This window comes from Flavobacterium sp. N2038 (assembly GCF_025947185.1).
Taxonomy (GTDB): Bacteria; Bacteroidota; Bacteroidia; order Flavobacteriales; family Flavobacteriaceae; genus Flavobacterium.
On sequence record NZ_CP110001.1, the window covers coordinates 990,919 to 1,007,395 of the forward strand.

Here is a 16,477-nt window from a genome sequence, read left to right on the forward strand (position 1 = left end):
TGCGGTGTTTAATTTTCAAGGTTTTTTTTAGATTCAAAAGCAATAATGGGTAATAATTTCTTACTTTTGGTTTTAAATTTAATTTCCTCTGGTTTTGATTAAAAGATTTTTTGCAGGTTTATTGTTTTTTTTGCTGATTGCCTGCAGTAAAAAGAATGAAGTTCGTACTGCCTTTTATTATTGGAAAACCAATTTGAAATTTTCAGAAAAAGAAAAAGAGGTTTTAAAGGAAAATAATGTTCAAAAGCTCTATGTGAGATATTTTGATATTGGACTTCATCCTGAAACTCAAAAACCGTTTCCTATAAGTGCTATACATTTTCAGCAAGATCTCAGGGATTTTGAAATAGTTCCGGTAGTTTTTATCCAGAACAAAGTTATGCTTCAGGCTGGTTTTGATAGTGAAGATTTGGCGAAGAAAATATTTCACTTGCTTTCTGAAATCAATAGCAAGAATAAAATTTCAGTTTCAGAAATTCAAATTGATTGTGATTGGTCGCTCGACAGCAAAGTAAATTACTTGAAATTTATCGAAGCTTTTAAAAAACTTTCAAAGAAAAAACTCTCGGCAACAATACGGCTTCATCAGGTTAAGTATTTCAAAAAAACTAAAATCCCTAATGTTGATTCTGGTGTTTTGATGTTCTATAACGTGGGAAGTATTTCGGCGGATTCATTAAATTCGATTTACAGTCAGAAAATTTCAGAGAAATACCTTAAAAGTTTAAAGAAATATCCCCTGCATCTTGATTTTGCTTTGCCTGTATATTCATGGGGAATACATATCAGAGATCAAAAAGTTTTAGGGCTTCGTGCAAAATTAAATTTTGAAGCACTTAAAAAAGATAAAAACTTTGAACAAATCAGTCCCGTTTTTTTCAAAGTTAAAGAATCCAATTATAAAAACGGAGTGTTTTATGAAGAGAATGATTTGCTTAAAATTGAAGCAATTTCTTCTCAGGATTTAATAGAAATGGCCGAAGATTTGCATGAAAATTCAGCTCAGAATCCAAAAGAAATTATATTTTACGATTTAGACGAATTCAATTTAAATAATTATGAAAAGAATATTTTTAAACAAGTTATTTCTTGTTTCTAGTGTTGTCTTACTTTCGGTTTCCGGAATAATATATGCATGCGCAGATGGAGATTGGGATTATTTCGGAGCCTATAATTCAAATTTTACTCCGGAAACTTTTGCAGATAAATCATATTCCCCACTTTTTTTATCCGGAGGCATTTTCTACGGAATTGGATTTGATACGCAACACAATTCACGTTTTAATGAAAATATAAAATCAGACTGGTCGACTTATTTAAAAGGAAAAGTAGATACTACAACTGTTAATTATTTTTTAATTGGAAAAGAAAGTACAAGGTATTATTCTGATGATAAAGATGTTATAAGAAATAAAGAAGAGATTGCAGATCTTCATGTTTATTACAAGACAAAAAAGAATAATGCTTCGTCTTTAAAATGGGGAAAGAAGATAAATCTGAAAGAAGAAAAAGTAAAAAGCTTTATTGAGTTTTTGTATTTGGCACAGAAGATTGAAACAGTTTCGATTAATAAAGATTATTGGAGCTATGAGCCGGTAGTGGCGAAGACTTTTAATGATCCAAAAATGATTCAGTCAATTGAGAACGTATACAATATGACTTCAGATTCATTTTTAAAAAACAGATATTGGTTTCTGACAATGAAGGCTCGTTTTTATAGTAATAATAAACAAAAAGCGATTGAGTTTTTTAATAAAACAGAGAGTTCAGTGCCGAAAAATGTTTTGTATTACAGAGCGCTTGCTTATGTTGCAGGAATCAATTATCAGCAGAAAAAATATGCCACTTCAAATTATTTGTATGCGAAGGTTTTTGATAAATGTCCTGAATTACGAGTTGTGACGGCTTATAGTTTTAAGCCAAAAAACGAAACTGACTGGAATAAAGCACTGACCATGGCTAAAGATAATAAAGAAAAAGCCGCACTTTGGGCTATTCACGGATATTATAAAGATGAAAAACAAGCCATTGAGAAAATTTATGAATTAGATCCAAAAAGTGAGCATTTAAATTATCTGGCGACACGATTGGTTAATGGACTTGAGCAGTCTCTTAATAATTCATTTCAGCAAGATGGTGGAGAAGATCAGCCGAGAAAAAAACTGACCGTAGTAGAAAGCAAAGCAGAAAATCAAATTAAAGTTGATAAAAAAGCACTAGACCTAATTGCTAAAATTTCGGCTGCAGGAAATACAGACAGGCCATATCTATGGGATTTGTCTCTAGGTTATTTGCAAACTTTAAAAGAAGATTATGCCAGTGCGGATAAGAATTTTGATAAAGCGGTAAAAACGCTTCCGAAAACAGATTTAGCAGGGATGCAGCTTCGTTTGTTGCGTTTTGTAAATAACTTAAGTAAAATTGATAAACTTACAGATAAAAACGAAAAAACAATTCTGGCTGATTTGAATTGGTTGTACTATGAGCTTCCGAAAAATTATAAAGGAGAGGAATTTCGTTATCAAAATGCTTCTTCATGGAGTAGAAGCTATTTGTCGACTCTTTATAGAGAAAAAGGAAATGCGGTAATGGCTGAAATATTTGGAGAATCTAGATATAGTTATTGGAATGATGGAAATTCGTTTTACGATGACGAAAAAAATCTATCGGGTATAAAAACGTTTTTGTCTAAACAGGATAAAAGTGAAATCGAAAAAATTGGAGCAGGAATTTATAGTTTAAAATTAAAAGATATTAATAATTTCCAGGCAGTTCAGGCAACATTTAAAAATAAAATCCCTGAAGCAATTGTTTTTATGCAACAAACAGATTCTGTTCAGTATTCTAAATTTTTGGGAAATCCTTTTAACGGAAATATAAAAGATTGTCATGATTGCGATCATGCTGCATATCAGAAGAAAAAATATACACAGCTGGATTTTCTAAATACAATTAAAGCAATGCAGGATAAACTGGCTCAAAAAGAAGATGTTTATACAAATAGTTTGTTGCTTGGAAATGCTTTTTATAATATCACACATTTTGGAAATGGAAGAACATTTTATGAGATCAGCATTATAGGTTATGGTTCAAGTCCGTATTCTTTTAGAGATTCAATGAAAAAAATGATTACCAATTGTGACTTGCCAAAAATGTATTACCAAAAAGCTTTTGAAGCAGCCAGTACAAAAGAGCAAAAGGCAAAATGTATTTATTTGATATCAAAATGTGAACGAAATGAATATTATAATAATAAATATAATAATGTTAAGAATTGGTGGACTGCTGAAGATGATAAAATAAATTTTATTGCCTGGAACGGTTTTAAAATATTAAAAAAAGAGTACGCAGATACTAAGTATTATCAGGATGTAATTGCTGAGTGTGGTTACTTTAATACTTACATTAATCGATAAATTCAGATAAAATGGTTAATAAAATTGAACACATTGGGATTGCAGTAAATAACATGGCTGATGCTAATGTTTTGTTTGAAAAATTATTAGGTGTTTCTTCTTATAAAATGGAAGAAGTAGAAAGTGAAGGGGTTTTGACTTCGTTTTTTCAAACCGGTGAAAGTAAAATAGAACTTTTAATGGCTACGAAGCCGGAAAGCCCAATTGCAAAGTTTTTAGAAAAAAAAGGAGAAGGTATTCATCATATTGCTTTTGATGTTGAAGATATTCACGCAGAGATTTCGCGCTTAAAAGAAGAGGGTTTTGTCTTGATTAATGAAGTTCCGAAGAAAGGTGCAGATAATAAATTGGTGGTTTTTCTGCATCCAAAAAACACAAATGGGGTTTTGGTTGAGCTTTGTCAGGAAATTAAGCAAAAAAATATCAATTTTAGTTTTTGAATAATCGCCTGAAAATCAATATTAATATTGAAATCATTGACATTGAATTGGAATAAAATGTAAATCATGTCCCAAAATATTTGGAGTGAATGAAAAATAGTAGTAATATTGCATCCTCAAACCGGTCCTATAGCTCAGCTGGTTAGAGCACCTGACTCATAATCAGGTGGTCCCTGGTTCGAGCCCAGGTGGGACCACAAAAAAGCTTCATATTTTTATGAAGCTTTTTTTTATTTTTAAGTTGTATTTCTGCAAAAATCTTATACATTTGTCGAGCAAACCCTTTGCGAGAAAGGATTTTGTGCGAAATTTCCATAAGGACCCCAAGTCTAATTTAAAATTGTGCTTGCTTAGGCAGGTTTAAAGTTATGAAGATAATTAAAGCTATTTTTCCCGTACTTTTTTTAACTATAATAAGTGTTTCCAGTGTTTTTGCAGGTACCACTCCACCAGCACAGATGCCTCCGCCGGCAAGAAGGGGAGTGCAGCCACAAGGGGGTCAGCCACTTCCGGGTATGCCAATTGATCAGAATTTAATATTTTTAGTGGTGGGAGGGATTCTGTTAGGTGCTGTTTATATATATAAAGATGAAATCAAAAAAAAGCTTCAATTTTAATTGAAGCTTTTTTTTGTAATTGCATTTTGAGTTTATTTATTAATAGAATATAATCTCGAAATGTATTTGCCTACAACATCAAATTCTAAATTTATTTTGGTTCCAACTGCAAAGTTTTTAAAGTTGGTGTTCTCAAATGTATAAGGGATAATTGAAACACTAAATTCATTTGTTTTAGAATTTACAACTGTTAAGCTTACACCATTTACTGTAATTGAGCCTTTTTCGATTGTTATATTGTTTAGGTTGCTGTCGTACTCAAAAGTATAATTCCAGCTTCCGTTTGCTTCTTCAATTTTAATGCAGGTTCCGGTTTGATCCACATGGCCTTGTACAATATGTCCGTCAAGACGGTCTCCAAGTTTCATTCCTCTTTCCAGGTTTACAATATCGCCCTCTTTCCACTCGCCTATGTTGGTCTTTAAAATCGTTTCGTCTATTGCGGTAACGGTGTAAAAAGTGTCTTTAATAGCCACAACTGTAAGGCATATTCCATTATGTGAAACGCTTTGGTCTATTTTTAATTCGTTAGTGATTGATGAGTCAACTGTTATGTGAAGATTGTTTTGATCTTTTTGGATTTCATGAATCCTTCCAAGTGTTTCTATAATTCCTGTAAACATTGTAGTTTTATTTTACTAAATTTGCACATCAAAATTAGTAATAAATAAGCTGAGCTCATGAATAAAAAAGCAGAAAATATAATTGTTGGAATTTCAGTAGGGGATTTAAACGGTATTGGAAGCGAGGTTATATTGAAAACATTTGAGGATTCAAGAATGTTAGAAATGTGTACGCCGGTTATTTTTGCAAATGCTAAGATACTTTCATTTGTTAAAAAAAGTTTTACTTCGACTGTTCAGTTTCATGGAGTTGACAAGTTAGATCAGGTTCTTCCGGGAAAAGTTAATGTTTTGAACTTATGGAAAGAAGGTATTGATATTAATTTTGGTAAGAATGATGAGAAAATTGGAGAATACGCTATTAAGTCATTCGTTGCGGCAACCAAAGCTTTGAAAGAAGGTTTGATAGATGTTCTGGTTACGGCTCCAATAAATAAATACAATATTCAGTCAGAAGAATTTAAATTTCCGGGACACACCGATTATCTTGATCAGGAATTAGAAGGGAATGCCCTGATGATGATGGTGCAGGATAATTTGAGAGTAGGTTTGTTGACAGATCATGTACCTTTAAATGAAGTTTCTTCTCATTTGACAGAAGAATTAATTGCAAGAAAAATTGAAACAATAAGAAAATCATTGATTCAGGACTTTAGTATTGTAAAACCAAAAATTGCTGTATTGGGGTTAAATCCACATAGTGGAGATGGTGGTGTAATAGGAAAAGAAGAAGATTTGATTTTAAAGCCGGCATTAAAAAAAATATTTGATGCAGGAACGATGGTTTTTGGTCCATTTTCTGCAGATGGCTTTTTTGGAAGTAGTCAGTATGAAAAATATGATGCTATTGTGGCAACGTATCACGATCAGGGATTGATTCCTTTTAAAACATTGTCTTTTGGTAAAGGAGTCAATTATACTGCAGGTTTAGATCGAGTAAGAACCTCGCCGGACCATGGTACAGCTTATGATATTGCTGGAAAAGATATGGCAGATTTCAATTCGTTTAAAGAAGCAGTGTATCTCGCGATTGATATTTTTCGTTCGCGTAATCAGTATGAGGAGATTAGCCAAAAACCTCTTAAAATAAAAGAAAAACAGTTATAAACAAAAAAAGGTGAATAAGATTATTAGATTTGTAATAATTTTATATCTTTGCACCCCAATTCAGATGTCTGTTTACAGATGAGGATTGTTCAAATTGATGTTGAAATGAGCAAAACAAAAGAATTTTTAATTCCTTTCGTAGGATTAAAACTAGGAAAACACCATTTTGAGTATCAGGTAAATAACAAGTTCTTTGAGAACTTTGAGTATAACGAATTTCAAAGTTCGGATATCAAAGTAAGTTTGGTTTTAGATAAGAAAAGCACCATGCTTGAGTTAGATTTTAAACATAAAGGGACGGTTAATGTGCCTTGTGATCTGACAAGCGAAGATTTTGATTTGCCTCTAAAAGGTAAAATGAAATTGATTGTTCGTTTTGGAGATGAGTTTAATAATGATAACGAAGAGTTGTTGATTTTACCACATGGAGAGTTTGAAATAGATGTAGCACAATACATTTATGAAATGATTGCTCTCTCGGTACCTCTAAAACGAGTTCATCCAGGAGTTAAAGACGGAAGTTTACAGACAGAAGCTTTAAATAAACTGAATGAATTAAGAGTCAAAGAAGAAAAAGTTGAGAATAAACAAGAAGAAGATATTGACCCGCGTTGGGAAAAATTAAAGAAACTATTAACGGATAAATAATATAGTAAAATGGCACATCCTAAGAGAAAAACCTCGAAAACAAGAAGAGATAAAAGAAGAACACATTATAAAGCTACTGTAGCTCAAATCGCTACATGTCCAATTACTGGAGAAGCACATTTATACCACAGAGCTTACTGGCATGAAGGTAAAATGTATTACAGAGGGCAAGTTGTTATCGATAAATCTGAAGCGGTTGCTTAATACGTTTTTGTAAATTATACTGGAACTCTCACATAGTGAGAGTTTTTTTTGTTGGTTATAATTTTCTTTTTTTAAGAAATTATCTACAGATTAATTTCTTTTTTTTTTGTAATTTTCAGGTCTTTTAAAAATTTTTCAAATAGCAGTATTTGGAAGGAAATAATAGAATATAATGAATACAATCACAGCCGCAATTACCGCTGTTGGAGCTTATGTTCCAGACTTTGTGCTTTCTAACAAAGTATTGGAAACCATGGTAGATACCAATGACGAATGGATTACCACTCGTACCGGAATTAAAGAGAGAAGAATTCTTAAAGATGCTGATAAAGGAACTTCGTTTCTTGCTATAAAAGCAGCACAGAATTTAATTGAAAAAGCAAATATTGATCCTTTAGAGATTGATATGATTATAATGGCAACAGCTACAGCAGATATGCCGGTAGCCTCTACAGGAGTTTATGTTGCAACAGAAATTGGGGCTACCAATGCATTTGCATACGATTTGCAGGCAGCGTGCTCAAGTTTTTTATACGGAATGTCAACTGCTGCAGCTTATATTCAGTCAGGACGTTACAAAAAAGTATTATTAATTGGTGCCGATAAAATGTCATCAATTGTGGATTACACAGACAGATCTACTTGTATTATTTTTGGAGATGGAGCAGGTGCTGTTCTATTCGAACCAAATCATGAAGGTTTAGGTTTGCAGGATGAATACTTAAGAAGTGATGGTGTAGGACGCGATTTTCTTAAAATTTCTGCCGGAGGTTCTCTAATCCCAACTACAGAAGAGACAGTTAAAAACAGGCAGCACAATATTATTCAGGACGGGAAAACCGTTTTTAAATATGCTGTAACTAATATGGCCGATGCAAGCGAATTGATTTTGCAAAGAAACAATTTGTCAAATCAGGATGTTAACTGGTTAGTGCCACATCAGGCTAACAAGCGTATTATTGATGCTACGGCAGGAAGAATGAATCTTGAAGATTCAAAAGTATTAATGAATATCGAAAGATATGGTAATACAACTTCAGCAACATTGCCATTAGTATTGGCTGACTTTGAGCAAAAGCTTAAAAAAGGAGATAATATTATTTTTGCCGCTTTTGGTGGTGGATTCACTTGGGGATCTATTTACTTAAAATGGGCTTACGATACAAAATAAATCAAAACTAAAAACGAATCATTATGGATTTAAAAGAAATTCAAAACCTAATCAAATTTGTAGCAAATTCGGGAGTTGCAGAAGTAAAGTTAGAAATGGATGATGTAAAAATCACGATCAGAACAACTTTAGAAACAAATGTAACTGAGGCTACTTATGTACAGCAATTGCCAGCTCAGGCTGCATTACCGCAAACTACTGCTCCTCAACAAACTGCTCCGGTTGTTGTAAATGTAGCACCAGAGGCTCCAGCTGCTAACGATTCTAAATTCATAACTATAAAATCTCCAATTATTGGAACATTCTATAGAAAACCATCTCCGGATAAACCAGTTTTTACTGAGGTAGGAAGTACTATTGCAAAAGGAGATGTTCTTTGTGTAATTGAAGCAATGAAATTATTCAACGAAATTGAATCAGAAGTTTCAGGTAAAATTGTAAAAATTCTTGTTGACGATATGTCTCCGGTAGAATTTGATCAACCATTATTCTTAGTAGATCCATCATAAAAATTTAGATTTTAGATTTTAGATTTTAGAACGATTTGCAAGAAAGTTTTGTTAATCATCTAAAATTATCTAATTATCAAATTGTCTAATTATCTAATTAAAATAAGATGTTTAAAAAAATATTAATTGCAAATAGAGGAGAAATTGCACTTCGTGTAATTCGTACATGCAAGGAAATGGGAATTAAAACTGTAGCAGTTTACTCTACAGCCGATGCAGAAAGCCTTCATGTTAAGTTTGCTGATGAAGCGGTTTGTATTGGTCCCCCTCCAAGTAACTTATCGTATTTAAAAATGTCAAATATTATTGCTGCTGCAGAAATTACAAATGCAGATGCAATACACCCAGGATACGGATTTCTTTCTGAGAATGCTAAATTCTCTAAAATTTGTCAGGAACACGGTATCAAATTTATTGGTGCTGCTCCTGAAATGATCGACAGAATGGGAGATAAAGCTTCTGCTAAAGCTACAATGAAAGCAGCAGGAGTTCCTTGTGTACCAGGTTCAGACGGATTATTAGAATCTTATGAGCATGCACAAAAAGTAGCTAAAGAAATTGGTTATCCAGTTATGATGAAAGCTACTGCTGGTGGTGGTGGAAAAGGAATGCGTGCGATCTGGAAAGAAGATGAGCTTTTAAAAGCTTGGGAAAGTGCACGTCAGGAAGCTGCTGCAGCTTTTGGTAATGACGGAATGTACATGGAGAAACTTATCGAAGAACCACGTCATATCGAAATTCAGGTTGTTGGAGATTCTTACGGTAAAGCATGTCACCTTTCTGAAAGAGATTGTTCTGTTCAGCGTCGTCACCAAAAACTTACTGAAGAAACACCTTCGCCTTTCATGACAGATGAACTTCGTGCAAAAATGGGAGAGGCTGCTGTAAAAGCTGCTGAATTCATTAAATATGAAGGAGCCGGAACTGTAGAGTTTTTGGTTGATAAACACAGAAACTTCTACTTCATGGAAATGAATACTCGTATTCAGGTAGAGCACCCAATTACAGAACAAGTTATTGATTATGATTTGATCCGTGAGCAAATTATGGTAGCAGCCGGAATTCCAATTTCAGGAAAAAACTATTTACCACAATTACACGCTATCGAATGTCGTATTAATGCCGAAGATCCATATAACGATTTTCGTCCTTCACCAGGAAAAATTACTACACTTCATATGCCAGGAGGACATGGAGTTCGTTTAGATACTCACGTTTATTCAGGTTATAGTATTCCGCCAAATTACGATTCAATGATTGCTAAGTTAATTACAACAGCACAATCACGTGAAGAAGCTATTAGCAAAATGCGCAGAGCTTTGGATGAATTTGTTATTGAAGGTATAAAAACTACAATCCCTTTTCACAGACAATTAATGGATGATCCAAGATATATTGCAGGAGATTATACTACTGCATTTATGGATACATTTAAAATGAATAGTCCAGAATAAATTTAAGACCGTCAATTGACGGTCTTTTTTATTTAATACAATTTTTGAGCCTGATAGATTTTAAAGTCTGTCGGGCTTTTTCTGTTTTGATTTTGTTTTGAATTACAGAAGTAAACACAAATAGTGTATACTTTTTACACACTATTTAGTTGGTTTACACACTTTTATGACTGTTCGGGAATTTCTGGTTTTTACTTCAATGTCTTTAAGAATAAGGGGTTTAGCGGCTTTTGAAGGTGATATTGGATTTGCGGCACAATTGTTTCATTATCTAAAGCGTAGACAACTATTAAAAACTAAAAAATATACTACTATGAAAAGATTATTTATATCAGCCGCTCTTGTTTTGGGAAGTTTAACTTCATTTGCTTCAACTTCGCCAATTACAAATTCTATCGTAAAATCAATTTCAGTTCAGGATGAATATACCGAAATTAAATTAGAAGAATTACCGGCTCCAATCACTGAATCATTAAAAAAATCATTTCCAAATGCAGTGCTTACTAAAGCATATAAAAATGCAGCTTCTCAATATAAACTAGATGTTACTGTTGGTGAAAAAACAGGAAATCTTTTTGCGAACGCTGACGGAACCTGGATTCAGAAATAATCCAAATTAACTTTTAATCAAATTAACTATTAAATATACACATTATGAAAAATTTATTTTTATCAGCCGCAATCGTTTTGGGAGGTTTAACGTCATTTGCTTCAACTTCACCAATCGCAACTACAATCGTAAAAACAATTTCTATTCAGGACGAATACACAGAAATTAAATTAGAGGAAGTGCCTTCTGCAGTAACAGTTGCTCTTAAAAAAGCATATCCAGATGCAGTACTTTCTAAAGCATTTAAAAATACAGCTTCTCAATATAAATTAGACGTAACTGTAGGGGATAAAGTTGGATCTCTTTATGCTAATGCAGATGGAACCTGGATTAAAAAATAATCCCTTTTTGTTCCAAATAAATTAATTTTAAATATACACACATTATGAAAAATCTATTTTTATCAGCCGCAATCGTTTTGGGAGGTTTAACATTATTTGCTTCAACTTCTCCAATCACAACTACAATCGTAAAAACAATTTCTATTCAGGACGAATACACAGAAATTAAAAATGAAGAAGTTCCTTCTGCAGTGACAGATGCGCTTAAAAAAGCTTATCCAACTGCAGTTCTTAATAAAGCCTATAAAAATACAGCTTCTCAATACAAGCTTGAAATTACAGTAGGTGACAAAGTTGGTTCGTTGTATGCAAATGCTGACGGATCTTGGGTAAAAAAATAATTAGTTTAACACTAAAATAATATCATTATGAAAAAGTTAATCTTATCGGCAGCGATCCTTTTAGGAGGGTTGTCATCACAAGCAGCAACTATTGAAGTTACAAATACAGTAGCTCCGTTAGTAAAGTTTCAGGATGAGTATAAAGAAGTTGATGCTGTTCCGGCGGCAATTAAAACAGCTTTGGATAATGCTTATCCAGGTGTAAAATTAGAAAAAGCGTATGTAAACGATAAAAAAGAATATAAAATCGAAATTATCGTTAGAGAGACAAAATCAATTGTTTACACAGACGCGCAAGGAAACATTCTTAAAAAATAACTATAAAACCAATCCACTATGAAAAAGTTAATTCTATCGGCAGCTATCGTTTTAGGAAGCTTGTCAATGCATGCAACAACTGCAACACTAAAATCTGAAAATGTGCAATCTGTAAATATCCAGGACGGTTATACAGAGATAACTGCCGATGAAGTACCTGCGGCTGTTAAGTCTACTATCGAAAAATCTTTTGCAGGTACAAAACTTGAAAAAGCGTATAAAAACGATAAAGGGGAGTATAAACTTGTGATTTCTAGTGGAGAGAAAAAGTATACTTTCTTTACAGATGCTTCAGGAAATATTCTTAAAAAATAATTTATAAAAAAAGAGCATTATGAAAAAGCTAGCCCTGGCAATTGCTATTGTTTTAGGAACTATGTCTATTTCTGCAACAGCAGAGACTACTCCAAATAAAGTTAAAATGTCCATTTCTGCACAAACAGAATATACAGAAGTAACTACAGATGCTGTTCCGGCCGCTGTAAAAACTGCTCTTCAGACTGCTTATCCTGGTGCTAAACTGGATAAAGCATTTGTAAATGAAAAAAAGGAATATAAATTAGAAATATCAGTTAAGGATCAAAAGGCTACTGTTTACTCAGATGTCAATGGCAATTGGCTGAAGATATAATAAATATATTATAAATATAATTAGGTGAAATTAGATTTATGTTTTTGGTGAAAAAGAGATTGCTGTAAGCAATCTCTTTTTTTTTGCATAAATTTGTGATAATACAAGTTTAATAGTGTTATTTTAGCAAATAAAGTCCCTAAAAACAAATGTCAAAGATATTATTGATAGAAGATGATATCTCGTTTTGCAAATTATTAGAAAAGTTTTTAATAAAAAAAGCATACGAAGTATCTATCGCATTCTCTGCAGCAGAAGCCAGATTAGCAATTAAAAACGAATCTTTCGATTTGATTTTAACAGATTTGCGTTTGCCTGATTCTGACGGAATTGGTTTAATGTCTGAAATCAAGAATTCACATCCTCACATTCCGGTTGTTCTTATGACTGGTTACTCTGATGTAAATACTGCTGTAAAAGCAATAAAAAATGGTGCCGCAGATTATATCTCGAAGCCATTTAATCCTGATGAAGTTTTATTGGTAATTACAAATGCATTACAGAATCCTGAACCGGAACAAGCTCCTGCAAAAGAGAAGAAAGCTTTAAAAAAACAAGTTTCAACGGAAAACGAATTTGTAAAGGGTATTTCTATTGCTTCAAGGAAACTGTTAGACCACATTCAATTGGTAAGTCCAACAGATATGTCTGTGCTGATTATTGGCGAAAGTGGAACAGGAAAAGAAATTATTGCCAAAAGTATTCACCAGCAAAGTAATCGAAAAAACAATAATTTTATTGCGGTTGATTGCGGGGCAATTCCAAAAGAATTGGCAGCAAGCGAATTTTTCGGACATTTAAAAGGATCCTTTACAGGTGCGATTAGCGATAAAATGGGTTATTTTGAAGCTGCAAATGGAGGAACTTTATTTCTGGACGAAATAGGAAATCTTTCTTACGAAAATCAAATACAGTTATTAAGAGCACTTCAGGAACGAAAAATTAAGCCTGTTGGGAGTAACAAAGAAATAAACGTCGATATCCGCATTATAACTGCTACCAATGAAGATTTGCGTGAAGCAGTAAAAAACGGTGATTTTAGGGAAGATTTATACCATAGAATCAATGAGTTTTCTATTCTTTCTCCATCGCTAAAAGACAGAGAAGAAGACTTAATGGTTTTTGCCGATTATTTTCTCGAAAAAGCCAATCAGCAACTAAATAAAGAAATTATAGGGTTTTCTCCCGAGGTTGTTTCTATTTTTCAAAAATACAACTGGCCCGGAAATTTACGTGAACTTCAAAATTGTGTAAAACGTGCTACACTTTTGTCTCAGGGTGAATATATTGAAAGTGATGTTTTACCTGCAGAGTTCTTTCAGGTTCAGAAACAAAATCCGGCAGAAACGACAACTAGTTTCTCATTATCTGAAAATGAAAAAGAAACTATTATTCATGCTTTATCAAAAACACAAAATAATAAGTCTGAGGCGGCAAAATTGCTCAAAATTACCAGAAAGACACTTTATAATAAATTAAAGCAATACAATATCGATTAAACGATTTCTTTTTCTAAGGATTCAAAAAGAGAATCAATCTGTTTTTTTAAATCTTTATAAATGACTTTTGCTTCAGAAAGTTCAAAATCAGTACTTTCTAATGTTTTTAAAATTTCGCCAATTTTACGCGCTTCAATTTGTTTAAACATTGGAGTAATGCGATGTGCAATGGCTTTTATTTCGATTATGTTTTTTTCTGAAATAGCATTTTCTAATGCAGCTAAATTTTCGTTGCTGCTCTCAACAAACGATTTTAAAACATCTTTTAATGCTGTGGTATCATTTCCAAGAAATTCTTTTAGAGTATTTAGAGAATATAATTGCGATGAAATATTTTCTTTAGCATCATATATTTCGGTCTGAGGTAAAGTATCATTTTCTAAGATAATGCGAATAGTATCCAGTAAGATTTTTGGCGAGTAAGGCTTCTTCACGACGGTTATAAAGCCGGCATCTGCATAAACAGAAGCTTCTAAATCTGTTCGTCCTGTTAAGGCAATTACAGGCTGACTACTATAAGCAGCACTGTTTTTTAGATTTTGCAGAAACATAAAACCATCCATTTCCGGCATTTGAATATCAGTAATCACAAAGTCGAAGTTGGTTTTCTGAATTGCTTCCAACGCTTTTGTGGCACTGTTAAAAGATAAAACCTGATGTTTTTCTTGTCTCAATACACCACTTGTTAAGTTGAGAAGATTAATGTCATCATCAATCACAATAAAAGTTTGAGCCTTTGTATTTTGCAGGATTGGTCTTTTGGTCTCGTTAATTAAATTTGAGCTGGTATCAAATAACAACGGAAGCTGAATTTCAAAAGTACTGCCTTTCCCAAAAGTGCTTTCAAGCTGTAAAGTTCCGCCCAGAATCGAAATTATTTTTTGACAAATAGATAAGCCCAGACCAGTTCCTCCGTATTTTTTTTCGATGCCTTCGTTTGCCTGAGCAAATTCTTCAAATACAAGTTTCTGATTTCCTTTTTCGATTCCAATTCCGGTATCTTGAATTGTAATTATGAAAAATTGATTATTTTCAGAAGGATAAGCGCTGATTTTTATAAAACCTTCATCCGTAAATTTATAGGCATTCCCAATAATATTACTCAAAATTTGTTTGAGTCGAAACCGATCTCCCACAATTTTTGCATTCAGTTTTTCATTAACATGAATAATTAAATCAATGTTTTTTTGGTTGTATACCGTCTGGATACTTTTGGCAACTTCCTCAATAACTTCAGAAAGTAAAAAAGGAACTTTTTCAATTGTAATTTTTCCCGCTTCAATTTTTGAAAAATCCAGCAAGTCCTGAACCAGTTGCGTAATATATTCTGAAGAGTTTTTAATGTTTTTAATGAAATAAGACTGCTTGGTGTTGACTTCAGAATTGTCCAGAAGTTCAGAATAACCCACGATTGTGCTCAAAGGTGTTTTTAAATCATGACTTACAGTCGAGATTAATTGTTCCCGGCTTTTAAGGAGGTTCTTTGTTTTGAAATTCGCAATTTCGAGCTGCTTTTTATACAATTGAGATTTAGAATAATCACTGACAATTAAAATAGAAAAGAAGATTGTAAGTACTAAACCAATAATGGCAGAAGCAGTCACAATTTCATTAACTTTTCGAAGTGATTTTTCCTTTAGAGAATTATTTTTTATAGAGTTGATAATGATTTCGCGCTCAATTATTCGAAGTACTTTTCTAAGCTGTTCAGAGATTGCAATTTCATTTTTAAGTAATTTATTTTCCTCAAAATTCAGGGATTCTTTTTTCTTTTCTGCCCGCATTTTTACAGAACTCAAAAGTTTTTTAGAATTTGCCAAAATCGAATCAGAGGCTTGTTTGCTCAATGTATTTGTACTGTCATCGGGAATATTCTGATTGAGATAATCAACATATTTTTGAAGTACATTTTTTTGATAACTTCCAAGCTGATTAGGGTTTTTGGTAAAATCCTGAAGTTCCAGTTTTCGAAGTTTAAACTCCATTTTGGTAATTTCATCGATTGCCGTATTTACCGATACTTCATCATCGGCTTTGTTTTTTATTGTTTTTAATTGCTGAATGTTTTTGGTTTTTTCAGACAATAGATAAGTAACACTATCCAGTAAAATTTTTTGGTAATCGGTAGTAACAATTTGTTTTAAAGTATCGATTCGGGCACGCAAAGAATCCGTTTCGATAACATAACTTTTAAAGTCTTTATCAGAGTTCGTCTGAATTGTTTTTCGGGCTAAACTTTCGGTTTTATAAACATTAGAAAAAAGTTTACTAACTCTTAAAATCTTTGTTTTCTCAAAAGCAATTTTGTCTTCCAGTTTATTATACACTACATTTTCAGAATATAGAAACCATCCAACGGTAACAACGAGAGCCAATAGTGCTACGTAGCTAAAGAGCACTTTAATAGCGGTGTAACTTTTTTTGCTCTCCATAGATTGTTATTGTTGGGATTGGGAAGTTTTTAGATTTCGAATTCACTGCAATTTATTTAAAAAAATCTGTTTTAAAAAGAGAATGAAGCCTAAAGTATTACATAATTCAAAGGTCT

The 16,477-nt window shown here is 32.8% G+C and carries 19 protein-coding genes and 1 tRNA gene; 18 read left to right on the top strand and 2 right to left on the bottom strand.

Annotated elements, in window-relative coordinates:
- Positions 1-94: 94 nt before the first annotated feature.
- From OLM51_RS04340 to OLM51_RS04360, 5 genes are all read left to right on the top strand, one after another.
- On the top strand, positions 95-1,099 hold the full coding sequence (locus OLM51_RS04340) for a hypothetical protein (RefSeq protein WP_264553177.1): 1,005 nt from the start codon (positions 95-97) through the stop codon (positions 1,097-1,099).
- Positions 1,059-3,416 (top strand): hypothetical protein, encoded by a 2,358-nt coding sequence (locus OLM51_RS04345; protein ID WP_264553178.1) that lies wholly within the window; start codon positions 1,059-1,061, stop codon positions 3,414-3,416. The genes OLM51_RS04340 and OLM51_RS04345 overlap by 41 nt, the downstream gene beginning before the upstream one ends.
- 11 nt (positions 3,417-3,427) lie before the next feature.
- Entirely contained in the window at positions 3,428-3,856 is a 429-nt protein-coding gene (mce, locus tag OLM51_RS04350; RefSeq protein WP_264553179.1) for a methylmalonyl-CoA epimerase, read from the top strand.
- Positions 3,857-3,979: 123 nt separating this feature from the next.
- A tRNA-Ile gene (locus tag OLM51_RS04355) sits at positions 3,980-4,053 on the top strand.
- A 171-nt stretch (positions 4,054-4,224) separates the two neighbouring features.
- Entirely contained in the window at positions 4,225-4,473 is a 249-nt protein-coding gene (locus tag OLM51_RS04360) for a hypothetical protein (RefSeq protein ID WP_264553180.1), read from the top strand.
- Positions 4,474-4,505: 32 nt separating this feature from the next.
- Here OLM51_RS04360 and OLM51_RS04365 read toward each other — a convergent pair whose 3' ends face one another.
- Positions 4,506-5,096 (bottom strand): riboflavin synthase, encoded by a 591-nt coding sequence (locus OLM51_RS04365; protein ID WP_264553181.1) that lies wholly within the window; start codon positions 5,094-5,096, stop codon positions 4,506-4,508.
- Positions 5,097-5,153: 57 nt separating this feature from the next.
- Between OLM51_RS04365 and pdxA the strand changes: the two genes are divergently transcribed.
- From pdxA to OLM51_RS04430, 13 genes are all read left to right on the top strand, one after another.
- On the top strand, positions 5,154-6,203 hold the full coding sequence (gene pdxA, locus OLM51_RS04370) for a 4-hydroxythreonine-4-phosphate dehydrogenase PdxA (RefSeq protein WP_264553182.1): 1,050 nt from the start codon (positions 5,154-5,156) through the stop codon (positions 6,201-6,203).
- 105 nt (positions 6,204-6,308) lie between these two features.
- On the top strand, positions 6,309-6,851 hold the full coding sequence (locus OLM51_RS04375) for a YceD family protein (protein WP_213259998.1): 543 nt from the start codon (positions 6,309-6,311) through the stop codon (positions 6,849-6,851).
- Positions 6,852-6,860: 9 nt separating this feature from the next.
- Complete coding sequence (rpmF, locus tag OLM51_RS04380) at positions 6,861-7,055, top strand: 50S ribosomal protein L32 (RefSeq protein ID WP_008465217.1); 195 nt, start codon at positions 6,861-6,863, stop codon at positions 7,053-7,055.
- Between the two features lie 172 nt (positions 7,056-7,227).
- Positions 7,228-8,226, top strand: coding sequence for a beta-ketoacyl-ACP synthase III (locus OLM51_RS04385; RefSeq protein WP_264553183.1), 999 nt, complete (start codon positions 7,228-7,230; stop codon positions 8,224-8,226).
- Between the two features lie 23 nt (positions 8,227-8,249).
- On the top strand, positions 8,250-8,735 hold the full coding sequence (gene accB, locus OLM51_RS04390; protein WP_213259996.1) for an acetyl-CoA carboxylase biotin carboxyl carrier protein: 486 nt from the start codon (positions 8,250-8,252) through the stop codon (positions 8,733-8,735).
- Positions 8,736-8,842: 107 nt separating this feature from the next.
- On the top strand, positions 8,843-10,189 hold the full coding sequence (accC, locus tag OLM51_RS04395) for an acetyl-CoA carboxylase biotin carboxylase subunit (protein ID WP_264553184.1): 1,347 nt from the start codon (positions 8,843-8,845) through the stop codon (positions 10,187-10,189).
- 313 nt (positions 10,190-10,502) lie between these two features.
- Positions 10,503-10,799 carry a hypothetical protein gene (locus OLM51_RS04400; RefSeq protein ID WP_264553185.1) on the top strand — a complete coding sequence of 99 codons (297 nt, stop codon included), beginning with the start codon at positions 10,503-10,505 and terminating at the stop codon, positions 10,797-10,799.
- Positions 10,800-10,843: 44 nt separating this feature from the next.
- A complete protein-coding gene (locus tag OLM51_RS04405) occupies positions 10,844-11,140 on the top strand; it encodes a hypothetical protein (protein ID WP_264553186.1) in 297 nt (98 codons plus the stop codon).
- Positions 11,141-11,184: 44 nt separating this feature from the next.
- Complete coding sequence (locus tag OLM51_RS04410) at positions 11,185-11,481, top strand: hypothetical protein (protein ID WP_264553187.1); 297 nt, start codon at positions 11,185-11,187, stop codon at positions 11,479-11,481.
- Between the two features lie 27 nt (positions 11,482-11,508).
- Positions 11,509-11,799, top strand: a complete 291-nt coding sequence (locus OLM51_RS04415; protein WP_264553188.1) for a hypothetical protein — start codon at positions 11,509-11,511, stop codon at positions 11,797-11,799.
- Between the two features lie 18 nt (positions 11,800-11,817).
- Positions 11,818-12,114: a hypothetical protein gene (locus OLM51_RS04420; protein ID WP_264553189.1), complete on the top strand. Its 297-nt coding sequence runs from the start codon at positions 11,818-11,820 to the stop codon at positions 12,112-12,114.
- A 19-nt stretch (positions 12,115-12,133) separates the two neighbouring features.
- Positions 12,134-12,430, top strand: coding sequence for a PepSY-like domain-containing protein (locus OLM51_RS04425; RefSeq protein ID WP_264553190.1), 297 nt, complete (start codon positions 12,134-12,136; stop codon positions 12,428-12,430).
- Positions 12,431-12,579: 149 nt separating this feature from the next.
- Positions 12,580-13,929 carry a sigma-54-dependent transcriptional regulator gene (locus OLM51_RS04430; RefSeq protein ID WP_264553191.1) on the top strand — a complete coding sequence of 450 codons (1,350 nt, stop codon included), beginning with the start codon at positions 12,580-12,582 and terminating at the stop codon, positions 13,927-13,929.
- Here the strand turns inward: OLM51_RS04430 and OLM51_RS04435 are convergent.
- Positions 13,926-16,361 (bottom strand): hybrid sensor histidine kinase/response regulator, encoded by a 2,436-nt coding sequence (locus tag OLM51_RS04435; protein WP_264553192.1) that lies wholly within the window; start codon positions 16,359-16,361, stop codon positions 13,926-13,928. The genes OLM51_RS04430 and OLM51_RS04435 overlap by 4 nt on opposite strands.
- Positions 16,362-16,477: the final 116 nt, after the last annotated feature.

Coding starts and splice junctions, on each gene's coding strand:
- OLM51_RS04435 (WP_264553192.1), bottom strand. CDS start 16,361: ATGGAGAGCAAAAAAAGTTACACCGCTATTAAAGTGCTCTTTAGCTAC.
- OLM51_RS04425 (WP_264553190.1), top strand. CDS start 12,134: ATGAAAAAGCTAGCCCTGGCAATTGCTATTGTTTTAGGAACTATGTCT.
- OLM51_RS04430 (WP_264553191.1), top strand. CDS start 12,580: ATGTCAAAGATATTATTGATAGAAGATGATATCTCGTTTTGCAAATTA.
- OLM51_RS04375 (WP_213259998.1), top strand. CDS start 6,309: ATGAGCAAAACAAAAGAATTTTTAATTCCTTTCGTAGGATTAAAACTA.
- OLM51_RS04420 (WP_264553189.1), top strand. CDS start 11,818: ATGAAAAAGTTAATTCTATCGGCAGCTATCGTTTTAGGAAGCTTGTCA.
- rpmF (WP_008465217.1), top strand. CDS start 6,861: ATGGCACATCCTAAGAGAAAAACCTCGAAAACAAGAAGAGATAAAAGA.
- OLM51_RS04345 (WP_264553178.1), top strand. CDS start 1,059: ATGAAAAGAATATTTTTAAACAAGTTATTTCTTGTTTCTAGTGTTGTC.
- OLM51_RS04410 (WP_264553187.1), top strand. CDS start 11,185: ATGAAAAATCTATTTTTATCAGCCGCAATCGTTTTGGGAGGTTTAACA.
- mce (WP_264553179.1), top strand. CDS start 3,428: ATGGTTAATAAAATTGAACACATTGGGATTGCAGTAAATAACATGGCT.
- OLM51_RS04415 (WP_264553188.1), top strand. CDS start 11,509: ATGAAAAAGTTAATCTTATCGGCAGCGATCCTTTTAGGAGGGTTGTCA.
- OLM51_RS04365 (WP_264553181.1), bottom strand. CDS start 5,096: ATGTTTACAGGAATTATAGAAACACTTGGAAGGATTCATGAAATCCAA.
- OLM51_RS04405 (WP_264553186.1), top strand. CDS start 10,844: ATGAAAAATTTATTTTTATCAGCCGCAATCGTTTTGGGAGGTTTAACG.
- OLM51_RS04400 (WP_264553185.1), top strand. CDS start 10,503: ATGAAAAGATTATTTATATCAGCCGCTCTTGTTTTGGGAAGTTTAACT.
- OLM51_RS04360 (WP_264553180.1), top strand. CDS start 4,225: ATGAAGATAATTAAAGCTATTTTTCCCGTACTTTTTTTAACTATAATA.
- OLM51_RS04385 (WP_264553183.1), top strand. CDS start 7,228: ATGAATACAATCACAGCCGCAATTACCGCTGTTGGAGCTTATGTTCCA.
- accC (WP_264553184.1), top strand. CDS start 8,843: ATGTTTAAAAAAATATTAATTGCAAATAGAGGAGAAATTGCACTTCGT.
- accB (WP_213259996.1), top strand. CDS start 8,250: ATGGATTTAAAAGAAATTCAAAACCTAATCAAATTTGTAGCAAATTCG.
- pdxA (WP_264553182.1), top strand. CDS start 5,154: ATGAATAAAAAAGCAGAAAATATAATTGTTGGAATTTCAGTAGGGGAT.